This window comes from Humiphilus diazotrophicus, assembly GCF_059726315.1.
Window position 1 is genome coordinate 4121172 of the sequence record NZ_AP040870.1, and the last position, 14086, is coordinate 4135257.

At 51.0% G+C, this 14086-nt stretch carries 8 protein-coding genes; 7 read left to right on the top strand and 1 reads right to left on the bottom strand.

The genetic code is table 11. The features are described 5' to 3' along the window. The first annotated feature begins 8 nt into the window (after nt 1–8). Complete coding sequence (locus tag AC6I7T_RS17535) at nt 9–3461, top strand: TonB-dependent receptor (protein WP_497788685.1); 3453 nt, start codon at nt 9–11, stop codon at nt 3459–3461. 87 nt (nt 3462–3548) lie between these two features. Here the strand turns inward: AC6I7T_RS17535 and AC6I7T_RS17540 are convergent, their stop codons facing one another. Continuing rightward, nucleotides 3549–3854, bottom strand: a complete 306-nt coding sequence (locus AC6I7T_RS17540) for a hypothetical protein (protein ID WP_497788687.1) — start codon at nt 3852–3854, stop codon at nt 3549–3551. A gap of 147 nt (nt 3855–4001) precedes the next feature. On the opposite strand from AC6I7T_RS17540, the gene AC6I7T_RS17545 reads away from it, so the two are divergent. The 6 genes from AC6I7T_RS17545 to AC6I7T_RS17570 all read left to right on the top strand — a co-directional run bounded on the left by AC6I7T_RS17545 (nt 4002) and on the right by AC6I7T_RS17570 (nt 14035). Continuing rightward, complete coding sequence (locus AC6I7T_RS17545) at nt 4002–5462, top strand: UbiA family prenyltransferase (protein WP_497788688.1); 1461 nt, start codon at nt 4002–4004, stop codon at nt 5460–5462. 91 nt (nt 5463–5553) lie between these two features. Beyond that, a complete protein-coding gene (locus AC6I7T_RS17550; RefSeq protein WP_497788690.1) occupies nt 5554–6879 on the top strand; it encodes an FAD-binding oxidoreductase in 1326 nt (441 codons plus the stop codon). Beyond that, the gene (locus AC6I7T_RS17555; protein ID WP_497788691.1) at nt 6872–7633 is read left to right on the top strand and encodes an SDR family oxidoreductase; all 762 of its coding nucleotides are present in this window, start codon (nt 6872–6874) and stop codon (nt 7631–7633) included. Before AC6I7T_RS17550 ends, AC6I7T_RS17555 begins: the two co-directional genes overlap by 8 nt. Before the next feature lie 416 nt (nt 7634–8049). Then, nucleotides 8050–11313 (top strand): efflux RND transporter permease subunit, encoded by a 3264-nt coding sequence (locus tag AC6I7T_RS17560; RefSeq protein ID WP_497788693.1) that lies wholly within the window; start codon nt 8050–8052, stop codon nt 11311–11313. A 2-nt stretch (nt 11314–11315) separates the two neighbouring features. Then, a complete protein-coding gene (locus AC6I7T_RS17565; protein ID WP_497788695.1) occupies nt 11316–12551 on the top strand; it encodes an efflux RND transporter periplasmic adaptor subunit in 1236 nt (411 codons plus the stop codon). Further along, nucleotides 12548–14035, top strand: coding sequence for an efflux transporter outer membrane subunit (locus AC6I7T_RS17570; protein ID WP_497788696.1), 1488 nt, complete (start codon nt 12548–12550; stop codon nt 14033–14035). The genes AC6I7T_RS17565 and AC6I7T_RS17570 overlap by 4 nt, the downstream gene beginning before the upstream one ends. The last annotated feature ends 51 nt before the right edge of the window (nt 14036–14086 follow it).

The following is a 14086-nucleotide window of genomic DNA, read 5'->3' on the forward strand; positions in this document are numbered from 1 at the left end:
AATTCAGAGTGAAAAGATCAAGGTTGTTAGGCATCTATTGCCTGCTGATCTTCGGGCTAGTGGCTCTAGGACATGCTCAAGTATCCAGAGGAACAATGACCGGCAGGGTTATCGATCCGCAGGGGGCGATTATTCCGGGCGTGCGTGTTGTTGCAACACAGATCGCTACCGGAGTTAATTCTGAAGCGGAATCGAATAGCGCAGGGGAATACACGATTCCCTTTCTTGCGCCGGGAACGTATCGCGTCTCGAGCACTTCTCCAGGGTTTAAGCAATTCATCAACAGCAACGTCATTGTTGGTGCCAACGAACGTGTCACCGTAGATATTCAGCTGGAGGTTGGTGAACGTACTGAAACAGTTACAGTTACCGCAGAAACTTCTCTGCTGGAACAATCTACGGCCTCGACGGGGCAGGTCCTCAATAACGAAGATATTGAGAATATGCCGGTGAATGGCCGGACGCCTCTCATCCTTTCACAACTGGCGTTTGGCTCAATCAGTACGGCCAATCCTCAATTCAATCATCCTTACGACGACAGCGGTCCGTCGAGCCTTGCTTTGGGCGGTGGCGCCTCCAAGAACAATGAATTATTGATGGATGGCGCTCCCGATTCGAATGCCAGCGGCACGATTGCCTACAATCCGCCGATGGATGCTGTAGAGCAGGTGAAGGTCGAAACGTTTCAGGCAGATGCTGCTTATGGACATACCAGTGGCGGCACGGTCAATCACGTAACCAAATCTGGTACAAATGCCTTCCACGGATCGCTCTACGAATTCGCGCAGAATACGGCGTTGAACGATACTCCATGGTTTACGAAACAAAGCAATCAGAAGAAGCCTGTTTCTCACTACAACCAATACGGCGGCAGTATCGGCGGGCCGGTCGTATTCCCAAAGCTCTATGATGGCCATGAGAAGACGTTCTTCTTTTTTGCCTTTGAAGGAATTAATGCCAACTCACCATCACCGGGTCTGGCAACGGTTCCTACCGAAGCAGAAAAGAATGGCGATTTTTCCGCACTTTTGGGGCTGGGTTCCAGCTACACCATCTACGATCCTTTCTCGGGTGTAAAAAGCGGGACTCGCGTCGCTCGCCAACCTGTCTCCTATCTAGGGCAGAGAAACGTGATCAATCCCTCGCAGATCAACGCCGTAGGGAAAAAGCTGGCCAGCTATTTTTCGGCACCGAATCATAGCGGCCTGGCAGACGGTTCCAGCAACTATTACTATCCTGGAGACAGCACGGACAGCTTCGATAGTGAAACTGCGCGTGTCGATGGAACTCTTAGCAACAAGAACAAACTGTTCGGAACCTTTCGCCACAACTACCGCGATCACACGGTTAAAAGTATCTTCAACAACGCAGCAAACGGCAGTAAGCTTCTGCAGACAAATTGGGGAGCGACGCTGGATGATGTCCATATCTTTACCGCCAATCTTGTGTGGAATAACCGCCTGAACTGGACGCGAAATGTTGAATCTCGTCCTCTGGCGAAGGTCGATCTTTCCGAATTGGGCTTCCCCTCGTCGCTTGCTGCGGCAAGTACCCGTTCAGGATTTCCTGTCACAAGCGGCACTGGATTTGTCGATTTCGGATACGGCAAGGGAAACTACAAGCCCTTTGACAACTTCCAACTCTTCTCGATGGTGAACTACACCGCAGGAAAACATAGTGTCGAAGTCGGAGCGGATCTGCGGCTACTGAAGGGCGGAGTATTCTATTTCGGCAATCCAAGCGGACTTTATAAGTTTGGATTGAACTCCGGTCAAGGTTGGACGAATGGTCCCTATGACAATTCCTCTGCTTCGGGATTAGGACAGCAGTTGGCCTCTATGCTGTTGGGATTGCCGACAACCGGGCAGTTCGATGTGAATACTGCTGCCACGACTACTGCAAAATATCTGGCATTCTTTGTTCAAGACAATTACCGGATATTTCCGAAACTTACATTGAATCTTGGTTTGCGCTATGAGCACGATCAGCCGACCACGGAAAGCCATAACAAATCGGTAAATGGTTTTGATACGTTGTCGACAAATCCAATCAACGATCAGGTACAGGCGGCCTATGCGGCGAACCCCGTTCCGGGAGTAACTCTTCCGACTTTGCGTGGTGGACTCACGTTCGCAAATTCGAAGGATAAGAACCTCTATCGCACTGAGCTCAGGAACTTCAGTCCGCGTTTGGGTTTTGCCTGGACGCCTACGCCGAAGAGTTCGATTCGAGGTGGTTTCGGAATCTTCAACGACAGTGTCGGCCGTCTTGATCCATTGCAGACGGGATTCAATCAATCAACAACTTTGGAAGCTTCGAAAGATGGTTATCTGACCCCATATGCAACACTTTCTAATCCCTTTCCTGCTGGACTAACACAGGCGCCGGGCAGTTCAAAGGGGCTAGCGACTTATCTGGGACAGTCGGTTACCGCGTACACAGATAAGATCCTGAATGGATACAGCATCCGTACCAATCTCGATTTCCAGCAGGAATTACCGCATGGAATTCTCTTTGAGCTTGGATATGTATGTAATCACGGCGTGCACTTGAGTGTCAGCAGGGACTTGGATGGTGTTCCTACCAGCTATCTCAATGTTGGACAGGTTCGCGATCCTTCTGTGATTAACAACCTGACTGCGTCGGTTGCCAATCCCTTCAGCGGTTTGTTGCCAGGGACGTCTCTGAACAGCACCACCGTTCAGAAGAAGCAGCTTCTCCTACCTTATCCGCAATTCACTGGAGTCACTTTAGTAAATGCTCCGATTGGGAATTCACTATTTGATGAACTGGAAGCTCGCGTAGAAAAGCGTATGTCTCACGGGATTCGCTTCCTGGTGAATTATTCCTGGTCGAAGAAGCTAGACCGGCTGAATTATCTCAATGCCCAAGATACGAAACTGGAAAAGCGCATCAGCTCGGATGATCGTCCGCAACACCTTGTTGCGAGTGCGAGCTGGCAATTGCCTTTCGGTAAAGGCCGCCGCTTTAGCTCTGATACGAAGGTTCTCAATTATCTCAGCAGTGGTTGGGATCTGACCGGTATCTGGAGCTACCAACCACAAGGAGCACCGCTTTCTTGGGGAGATATCATCTACAAGGGGACAAGCCTGAATGACTTGCAGGTCCATCCCCACGATGTCAAAAAGGCCTTCGATACCACTCTATTCGATACCAAATCAGCGAATCAGCCTGTAACCGGTAGTCACATTCGTACGTTGCCCTCGCAAGTTGCAAATGCCCGGCAGGATGGAATCAACTCGCTTGATCTCTCCATTGTCAAGGCAAGCCGGATCACAGAAAAACTACGCGCGCAGCTTCGTGGTGATTTCTTTAATGCTCTGAATCATCCACAGTTTGCTGCACCAAATCTCACACCAACCAACTCGTCTTTTGGAACGATTACATCCCAGGCTAATCTTCCTCGTACGATCCAAGTTGGCCTGAGGCTCGTGTATTAGAACTACAGTTGTAAGTAATGCGTACAAACATCAAGGCCCGGCTTCAACCGGGCCTTGATGTTTGTACGCTTCTAAAACAGTTCTGTGTTACTGCCACTCTGTGGGATGTCTCTTGAGCCACCAGCAGGGGCGATTCCAGCTTGCTGCCGTGTATTGTGGGAACAGGCTTCGTGAACAGGCTTTGTCTACAATACCCATGTAGTCATATTCCGTCTTTTCGCCCTTGAGTGGAGTTTTCAGATATTGCTCGACCTGAACGCTTTCCATTCCTCTCCCCCGTACCAACTGCACTTCGAAAATGCTCCAATCTGCTGCATATAGAACAACTGCGCAGACCAGAAGATACTTGACCGCCAGTCCTAAAAGTCTAAAGAGCTGAATACGCATGGACACGCACTCTTTCAGTCGGGAGAGCCCGGTTTGGGAGGAATATTCCTCTGACCTATACTAGATTCATACTTCTAAAGTAGTGAGGTACAGGAGAATTTGCTCGAAAATTCTGTTTTTGAGCGCGAATTCTCCTCATACAAGGAGATGACTATGGTCCCTTTCGCCACACCTGAGACGAGCTCCCCCGTCGCGGCCGGGCTTCCTTTGTGTGTGGATTTGGATGGAACCCTGGTCAAGTCCGACACTCTTTATGATTCCCTCCTGATGCTTGCTCGCTCAAGCCCGGAGCACTTACTTCAGATTCCCCACTGGGTAATGGGAGGGAAGGCCAATCTGAAGGCAAAGGTGGGGGAAGTGGTCTTTCCGGATGTTACCCGCTTACCCTACAACCAGCCACTTCTCGATTACCTTATTGCCGAACATCGCAAAGGTCGCCCTCTTTATCTCACTACGGGGGCGGATACGGTTTTGGCAGAACGCGTGGCTGCCCATCTGGGCATTTTTCAGGGGGTGCTGGCCAGCAACGGAAAGACGAATCTGACCGGCGGCAACAAGTTGGATCAGCTCAGGGAGAGGTTTCCTGAGACTGGGTTTGCTTATATCGGAAATGCTGCTCCCGATCTAGAACTGCTCTCGCACGCTAAAGAGGCGATGGTCGCCAATCCCAATTTCGCCCTCACCAGCCAACTGCGGTTGAGGAAGATTCCGGTTTCACGCCGATTTGAGGACCGCCCCTCTCTTTTGAAGGTGCTGGTAAAGACGATCCGTTTGCAGCAGTGGTCAAAGAACATCCTGGTCTTTGCTCCTTTTCTTCTGTCGCATACTTTCACTGTGCAGACGATCTTGACCGCCTTGATCGCCTTCTTCTGCTTCAGTTTTTGTGCATCGTCCACCTATATCGTGAATGATATGTTGGACATAGAGGCAGATCGCCACCATGCCCGTAAGCGCTTTCGGCCCTTTGCTGCCGGAGATATGCCGGTGCTTTATGGTGTAGGCTTAGCCGTCTTGCTGATGGTCTTGGCCCTTACCGGTCTTCTCTTTCTGCCAAAGCTCTTTGCCCTGATGCTGCTGCTTTATACGCTTACCACGCTGGCCTATTCTTTCTTGCTTAAGCGGGTTGCGCTGGTAGATGTTTTGCTGCTTTCCGGGCTCTATACCTTGCGCATGCTGGCTGGTGGAGCTGCTACCAATACGCCGATTTCAGCCTGGTTGGGAGCTTTTTCTCTTTTTCTCTTTCTTTCTTTGGCTATGGTGAAGCGCTTCAGCGAACTTGAGAATCTGAGAGAAAAGGGGAAGACGCCTGCGAATGGCAGGGGATACCAAATTGCCGATATCGAGCAGCTTCGTGCCTTTGGAACTGCGAGCGCCTATGCGGCAGTTGTAGTTTTTGCTCTTTATATCAGCCGCAACGAGGTAACGATTTTATATCGGCATCCAACGCGATTGTGGCTGATTGCACCGCTCATGATTCTATGGATCAGCCGAGTATGGCTTCTTGCTTCTCGCGGACAGCTGGATGAAGATCCGGTTATTTTTGCAACCCGGGATCGAATGAGCTTATTTATTGGATTCCTGGTAATCATTATTGTTGTGTTGTCTGCGTTGTAAGCTAGAGCAGGAATTGGTGGCTTGATTCAAGAGAGACTACCATCCCTCCTTACCAAGGCTTTACGAATGTTTACGCGGTACGATCTACATCGTGGCTGAGAAAAGTTCTTCTCCAAAATTCGAGTCGTGGGGCCGGTACCCCTCTTTACAAGCAGAGGTGGTTCCGATCGCATGGCGTTCCGATTTTCCTTCGAGCCGATTTGCCGTAACGAAGATGCTGCCAGTGGGTTTGGGGCGGAGTTATGGCGACGTTTGCCTTCTTGAGGGTGGAACGCTCCTAAAGACTCCGAGCATGGATCGCTTCTTGGCTTTCGATCCGCAGACAGGGGTTATTCGCTGCGAAGCAGGTGTAACGCTGGCAGAGATTCTGCGGTTCTGCATTCCCAAAGGCTGGTTTCTACCCGTTACTCCAGGAACAAAATATGTCACCGTCGGAGGTGCCATTGCCAATGACGTTCATGGAAAAAATCATCACGTTGCGGGAACCTTTGGTTGCCATGTTCTTCGGCTGGAATTAGTTCGTTCCGACGGTGGCCGTGCTGAGTGTTCCCCTAATAAAGATCCGGATTGGTATTGTGCAACCATCAGTGGCTTGGGGCTGACCGGTTTGATCACCTGGGCAGATATTCAATTGCACCCAATTGTTTCTCCAAAGGTGGATTACGAGGGTATCCAATTCCATGGCTTCGATGAGTTCCTTGCACTTTCGCAAGCTTCTGCGCCCAACGAATATACCGTTGCCTGGGTCGATTGCAATGCGCGAGGGAAGAACTTCTTTCGCGGCATTTTCATGCAGGGTTCACACTCCAGAGTGCCGGCCCCTTTAGAAGTTGAAGAAGAGACTAAACTCAACATCCCCTTTTTGATGCCGGGGTTTCTCCTGAACCGATATTCCATCCGAGTATTGAACGAGTTCTACTATCGCAAGCAATGGAAACCTCGAGTCAAGAAGCTCATTTCCTATGCCCCCTTCTTCTATCCTCTTGATTCAATCCTGAATTGGAATAGGGTCTATGGAAACAAAGGAGCATTGCAGTTTCAGTGTGTCCTTCCGGAGGATCAGAGTCAGCAGGGAATCGTTGCCCTTTTGATGGAGATCTCGAAGATGGGAGTTGCGTCTCCTCTGGCTGTTCTGAAGATGTTCGGGAAAGTGCCGTCCCCAGGAATCATGTCTTTCCCTATGCCGGGAGTTACTCTGGCTGTCGATTTTCCTATTCAAGGTGAAGAGACATTTCGTCTCTACGATCGCCTCGTACATATAACTGCTGAGCATGGTGGGCGTATCTATCCAGCCAAGGATGCGCGAATGGCGCCAGCTTATTTCCAGCGCTTCTATCCTCAGTGGCAGCATTTTTCCCGATACATCGACCCTGCTTTCAGTTCCGCATTTTGGCAGAGGGTTACGGCAAATGCTTAAGATTCCAGAGAATCTTCCCTCCAAGGTACTTGTCCTAGGCGCAACATCGGCGATTGCCATTGGAATCATGCGGCTGATGGCGACACGTGGAGCTCATTTCTATCTGGTTGCTCGCGACGAGGACAAGCTAAGGGCCGTTGCCAGTGATCTCACGGTTAGAGGTGCGGGTTCCGTAGCGGCGCGTGTTGCCAATTTGAACGATATGGCCTTACACCCTTCCATTTTGGAAGATGCGGCCTCCACACTCGGAACAATCGAGATGGCGCTGATTGCACATGGAATTCTGGGAAACCAAGAGGAGGCGCAAGCATCTTACTCCCAGGCGGAAGCCGTCTTTCGTACCAATCTTCTTTCTCCTGTTTCGTTAATCACCTGGCTCGCGAACTATTTTGAAGCAACTCATCAAGGAACACTCGCCGTTATCTCTTCGGTAGCGGGTGATCGAGGCAGAAAGAGCAACTATATTTACGGGGCCAGTAAAGGCGGATTGAATGTCTATCTCGATGGAGTGAGAAATCGCATCGACCGTTCCGGCGTCCATGTTCTGACGATTCGTCCGGGATTTGTTGCTACTCCTATGACGGCGCATTTGCGCCAAGGTCCATTATTTGCCTCTCCTCAGGAGGTAGGCCTCGGCGTTTTACGAGCGATTGCTGCGCGAAAAGATATTGTCTACGTTCCCGCGTTTTGGACCGTGATCATGTGGGTGGTGAAGAAGATTCCTCAGCGAATCTTCAAGAGGTTGAATTTCTAGAGCGTTTCCAGCATCGGTATAGCGCAAAGGCTTCTGTTCTCAGATCCCTAACATCTTTGCGGGAAGTGCTCTAGCTTCCGTGAATAACTCTGGCCTGCTTTAACAGGAAAGCGGTGCAATTCAAGCTCAATCGAAATACACTTACAAGAGTGGCATAGGCAAGGTTTTCAGTTGAGACGATGAAATCCTTAACTGTGAATTCGAAGGATTTCATGTTTCACGAGTCAGGCTGAACTCCTGATAGCTTTCTCCGCAGTGACCGTTGAGCATTTCAGCAGCGGACGGTGCGCAGTCTTATAGTGTTTTGCTCTTTAATGTAGGTGGGCACCGATAAATCGACGGTATTCAGTGAAATGGAATGCTGTTCGCGAGTCATTGTCGATGTGGAACGCCGCAAGGAGTGAGTTGAAGAATATATGTGGATAGTTCGTCTGGCGCTACGGCGACCCTATACCTTTGCTGTTTTTGCTCTTCTACTGCTTATTCTCGGTCCTCTTGCGGTATTGAATACGCCGACCGATATCTTTCCGTCGATCAACATCCCTGTCGTTTCCATTATCTGGAGTTTCAACGGTCTTTCAGCGCCAGAGATGGCGAACCGCATCGTGACCAACAGCGAGCGCGGCCTGACGACGACGGTAAACGATATTGAGCATATCGAATCTCAATCGCTGAACGGGATTGCGGTCATTAAGGTCTATTTCCAGCCGCGTGTAAACCTTCCCGCCGCAATCGCACAGATAACCGCTATCTCACAGAGTGCACTTCGTTCCTTACCTGCCGGAACTCAGCCGCCGCTGGTGATTACCTACAGCGCTTCGAGTGTGCCGATTCTGCAGCTTTCACTTTCAGGACAAGGTCTCAACGAGCAGCAGCTCTATGATTATGGGCAGCAATTCATTCGTACTCAGTTAGCCACTGTGGAAGGGGCTTCGATCCCATTACCTTATGGTGGCAAACAGCGCCAAATTCAAGTTGATTTGAATCTGGAAGCGCTGCAGGCCAAGGGCCTTGCTCCTACGGATGTAGTGAGCGCTGTTTCTGCTCAAAATCTGATTACCCCGGCAGGTACCGTCAAACTGGGGACGCGCGAGTATTCGGTAGAAACAAACAGCAGTCCGACAACTGTCGAAGGGTTGAACAACCTTCCCATTCGAACAGTAAATGGCGCCACTGTTTATATCAAAGACGTCGCGCATGTTCGAGATGGCTTTCCTCCTCAGACCAACATCGTACGTGTCGATGGGTCGAGAGCTTCGTTGCTGACAATTATGAAGACCGGCTCAGCCTCGACTCTAGACATCATCAGCGGCATTCGCGAAAAACTGCCATATATCGCTGCACAGTTGCCGCCGCAACTGCAAATTCATCCCACTTCGGATCAATCGATCTTTGTCAGGGCCGCTATCAGTGGTGTAGTTCGTGAGGGCGTAATTGCAGCTTGCCTTACCGGCATCATGATCCTGGTCTTCTTGGGAAGCTGGCGTAGTACGCTCATCATCGCCGTTTCCATTCCTCTATCGATCCTTTCTTCCGTCATCATGCTTTCCGCTCTCGGCGAGACGATCAATATCATGACTTTGGGAGGATTGGCTCTGGCCGTCGGTATCCTGGTCGATGATGCCACGGTTGCGATTGAAAATATCGATCGTAATCTCGAAATGGGGAAGGAACTGGAGCAGGCAATTCTCGACGGGTCTGCCGAGATTGCGGTACCCGCCTTCGTCTCGACGATTTCGATATGTATCGTTTTCGTCCCCATGTTTTTCCTGGGCGGAGTGGCAAAGTATCTCTTTGTTCCGATGGCGGAAGCTGTAATCTTCGCCATGCTGGCTTCTTATTTCCTCTCGCGAACAGTTGTGCCGATGATGGCGAAGTATCTGCTCAAAGAGCACGAGGAAGCCAATGGAGAACTCGGCCGTGCAAGTCGAAACCCTTTTGTCCGATTCCAACGCGCATTCGAAGCGGGATTTGAAAGAGTCCGAAACGGCTACCATGGTGCTCTGGTGGTTTGCGTGCACCACGCAGGCGTTTTCATGGTGCTCTTCCTGGTTTTCACGGTTGGTTCTTGTACCTTGCTTTTTAACTGGCTGGGAGAAGACTTCTTCCCGAGCATCGATAGTGGCCAGTTCAAATTGCACCTGCGCGCGCCTACGGGAACTCGTATTGAAGAAACGGCACGAATATGTGATCAGGTGGAGCAAGTAATCCGCCAGGAGGTTCCCGCCGAAGAGATGGGGACGATCATCGATAACATCGGTGTTCCTTATAGCGGCCTCAATCTCTCCTATTCGAATTCCGCTACGATTGGACCTGCCGATGCCGACATTTTTGTGCAGCTCACTCCGAAACATCGGCCGACAGATACCTATATCAGTAAGTTGCGTGAAACGCTCGCCGCCAAGTTTCCAGGTATGACTTTCTATACTCTGCCTGTCGATATGGTGACGCAGATTCTCAATCAAGGGCTGGCAGCTCCAATCGATATCCAGATTTCCGGACCAAATCTGTATGGAAACCGCGCCTATGCCGAGAAGTTACTGAATGAGGTTAAGTACATTCCCGGTGCCGCCGATGCTCGTATCCAGCAGCCTTTCGACTATCCACGGCTCTTTCTCGATGTAGATCGCACCAAGGCGCAAAACATAGGAATCTCTCAGCGCGATGTAGCCAGTGGTTTGCTGGTGGCGTTGAGCGGAAGCTTTCAGACAACGCCGTCATTTTTCCTGAATCCGCAGAATGGCGTGAGCTATAGCATTGCTGTGCAGTCTCCTCAATACAATTTGGATACGTTGCAAGATCTGCAAAATATCCCGATTACGCATAGCGGTTCTGTCTCAAATGTTTCCGTCGTGCCTGAAACTCGCGTTCCGACACCTTCCATGCAGATTCTCGGGAACCTGGCTTCTATTACTCCGGGGGCGGAACTGGGAACAGTTAATCACTATGACATTCAGCCGGTAATCGATATATATGCCAATGTGGTCGATACCGATCTAGGTAGTGTTTCCAAGGCGATTGACGGTATTGTCGCTACTCATACCAAAGAGCTTCCGCGCGGTTCACGCGTCGCAATTCGCGGCCAGGTCGAAACGATGAATAAGGCCTTCCTCGGTCTGATCGGAGGATTGATCTTTGCCATATTGCTGGTTTATCTACTTATCGTCGTAAACTTCCAGTCGTGGTTGGATCCTTTCATCATTATTGCCGCGCTTCCGGCAGCGTTGGCTGGTATTGTCTGGATGCTATTCCTGACACATACTCATCTGAGTGTGCCTGCACTTACTGGCTCCATCATGTGTATGGGCGTCGCTACAGCTAACTCCATCCTGGTGGTGAATTTTGCGCGTGATGAGATGTTAGTGCTGGTCGGCGATGCCAGAAGTGCTGCGCTGAATGCAGGCTTTATTCGCTTCCGGCCTGTGCTGATGACCGCATTAGCCATGATCATCGGCATGGTTCCCATGGCTTTGGGCTTGGGCGAAGGTGGGGAACAGAATGCTCCTCTCGGTCGGGCTGTGATTGGCGGTCTGTGTTTTGCCACTTTGGCTACGTTATTTTTTGTCCCAACATTCTTTAGTTTGCTGCACTCCTGGATAGGACGGCGTCGTCGGACGAATCTGGAGAAACGGCAACAGGTCAACCCGGAAGGTCCGCAGACTTCCACGGAGCATGCGTAACCATGAACATGCAGGAGCATAGCCCTCAACAGGCATCTTCGTCGCAAGCGCCAGCAAACCGGCCTTCTCCGGCTTCCAGCCGCCGGGCAGCCGTTATTGTTGGAGTTTTCTTTTTGATCGTAATTGTGATTGCCGTTTCCAGCATTCTGCCAAGAGCTCGTGCGAAGGCCGATTTGCGCAAACGCACTGCTGAGCAGGCCGCGCCTACTGTGCTGCTAGTGACCCTGCAGCCCGGTAGCACTTCGAATGAAATTGTATTGCCGGGCAATATCACCGCTTATTCGGATGCTCCAATTTATGCACGTACAAATGGATATCTGCAGAAGTGGTTTTACGATATCGGCGCGCATGTGAAGAAGGGTGCCCTTCTGGCTGTCATCAGCACTCCTGAAGTCGATCAGCAATTGCTACAAGCGCAGGCCGATCTGGCAACAGCTGAAGCAAATGCTGGGAATGCAAAGGTCAACGCGACACGGTATCAGGGACTGTTACAATCAAGCGCAGTATCGAAGCAAGATACAGATCAATTCACTACGCAGGCTGCCGCCACGAGTTCTGCCGTAAGGTCGGCCCTGGCAAATGTGCAGCGCCTGAAAGAACTACAGTCCTTCCAGAAGCTCTATGCCCCGTTTGATGGAGTGATCACGGCCCGGAATACCGATGTCGGACAGCTTATCGATCAAGGTGCCAATCGAGAGCTCTTCCATCTCCAGGCGATCGGTACCCTTCGCGTTTTTGTTAATGTGCCGCAGATTTATTCTACTCAGATAAAGTCGGGTCTTGTTGCAGACCTTACCTTTGCGGAGCATCCAGGAAGAACTTTCCAAGGGAAATTAGTTAGAACCGCAAATGCGATAGATCCCGCTTCCCGCACGCTGCTTGTGGAAGTCGATGTGGATAACAAGAAGGGCGAATTGCTGCCCGGAGCATTCACGCAGGTTCATTTCAAAGTAAATGCTCCCGTCCAATCCTACATCTTGCCCGTTTCTGCCTTGATGTTTCGTCAGGAGGGGCTACAGGTCGGCACTGTAGTCGATGGTAATAAAGCGAAATTGGTTCCCATCGTGATAGGACAGGATGACGGCAAAACTGTGCAGGTGATAAGCGGAATCGACCAGAATACAAAGGTCATCCAGAATCCGCCCGACGCGTTGGTGGATGGAGAACTCGTTCGTGTTGTTACCAAGCAGGAGGTAGAAGAGAACGAAAGAAAGAGTCAGGGAGAAGGAAAGGAATGAGTTCAGAGCCCTTTTGTTGGCGTGTTCTGGGATGTTCGTTGCTCCTAACCGCTTCTGCCTGGTTGACTGGCTGCAGGGTTGGGCCTAACTATCAGCGTCCGGCTGTTCCGGCTCCTCCGGCTTATAAGGAAGGTTCTTCGAACGTTGCAGCAGTACCGCCTCCGCAGATTCCCAATGGTGGTTGGAAGCCTGCAGAGCCAAGCGATGGAATGCTCAAAGGGAAATGGTGGGAGATCTATCAGGACCCTCAATTGAATACGCTGGAAGAAAAGATTGCTGTTGGGAATCAGACGTTGCGTGCTTCTACAGCCCGCTATATGCAAGCGCGTGAACAGGTCAAAGTAGCCCGGTCCGATTACTATCCGACGCTTGCTGCAGGCATATCGGCCTCGCGGACAAAGCAATCGAATAATCGTCCTCTTTATTCACGCACCTCACCGTCCAACTACAACGACTTTGCGCTGCAGGGGCAGGTAACGTGGGAGCCCGACTTCTGGGGGCGCATCCGTCGCACAGTTGAAGCGGCAGGAGCGTCGGCACAAGCAAGTGCTGCGGATCTTGCAAATGTCGAGCTAAGTATCCGGGCCGAACTGGCACTGGACTATTTCGAGTTGCGTGGTCTCGATCTGCAAAAACAGCTTCTCGACAATACTGTTGCTGATTTTGAGCATGCGTACGAACTTACTCGACAGCGTTTTCAGAGTGGCGTTGCTACCGATGCCGATGTAGCTCTTGCTCAGACTCAGCTGGAGACAACGCGTGGACAGGATATTGATGTAGGGGTAGCTCGTGCCCAGTTCGAACATGCCATAGCTGTTTTGGTGGGCGAGCCGGTGTCCACCTTCAGTTTGCCGCCCTCTCCCTTGGCATTGTCTTTGCCCTCGATTCCTACCGGCGTGCCATCGCAACTGCTTGAACGCCGTCCGGACATTGCTGCAGCAGAACGACGAGCTGCGGCTGCGAATGCCCAGATTGGATTTGCGATGTCCGCCTTCTATCCCACCATTACGCTGGGAAGTTCCGGCGGTTTTGATAGTCGATATCCTGGGACTTGGATTCAGGGGCCCAGTACGCTCTGGTCTCTTGGAGGGTCTGCGCTGCAAACCTTGTTCGATGCAGGACGCCGCAAAGCTTTGACGCAGCAGGCGCGGGATGCCTACGAGGCAAATGTAGCCGATTATCGTCAGGGTGTACTTTCCGGATTCCAGGAAGTCGAGGACCAGCTATCTACACTCAGAATTCTGGAGACCGAAGCTGCGACGGAAAAGAATGCTGTAGCTGCTGCCGAACGTTCACTATCGATATCGACACTACGGTATAAGGGCGGAGTAACCAGCTATCTTGAGGTCCTTACAGCGGAGAATGCCAAGCTGCAGAATCAGCGTACAGAGGCTAGTGTTCTTACAAGAAGATTCTCTGCAAGTGTGCAGCTGATCCGGGCGTTAGGTGGCGGTTGGGATACGACACAGTTACCTAAGCCATAGTGCCCTAAGTGGCGATAAATACTGAGGCCGGTGGATAACAACCACCGGCCT

Coding starts and splice junctions, on each gene's coding strand:
- AC6I7T_RS17570 (WP_497788696.1), top strand. CDS start 12,548: ATGAGTTCAGAGCCCTTTTGTTGGCGTGTTCTGGGATGTTCGTTGCTC.
- AC6I7T_RS17555 (WP_497788691.1), top strand. CDS start 6,872: ATGCTTAAGATTCCAGAGAATCTTCCCTCCAAGGTACTTGTCCTAGGC.
- AC6I7T_RS17545 (WP_497788688.1), top strand. CDS start 4,002: ATGGTCCCTTTCGCCACACCTGAGACGAGCTCCCCCGTCGCGGCCGGG.
- AC6I7T_RS17560 (WP_497788693.1), top strand. CDS start 8,050: ATGTGGATAGTTCGTCTGGCGCTACGGCGACCCTATACCTTTGCTGTT.
- AC6I7T_RS17565 (WP_497788695.1), top strand. CDS start 11,316: ATGAACATGCAGGAGCATAGCCCTCAACAGGCATCTTCGTCGCAAGCG.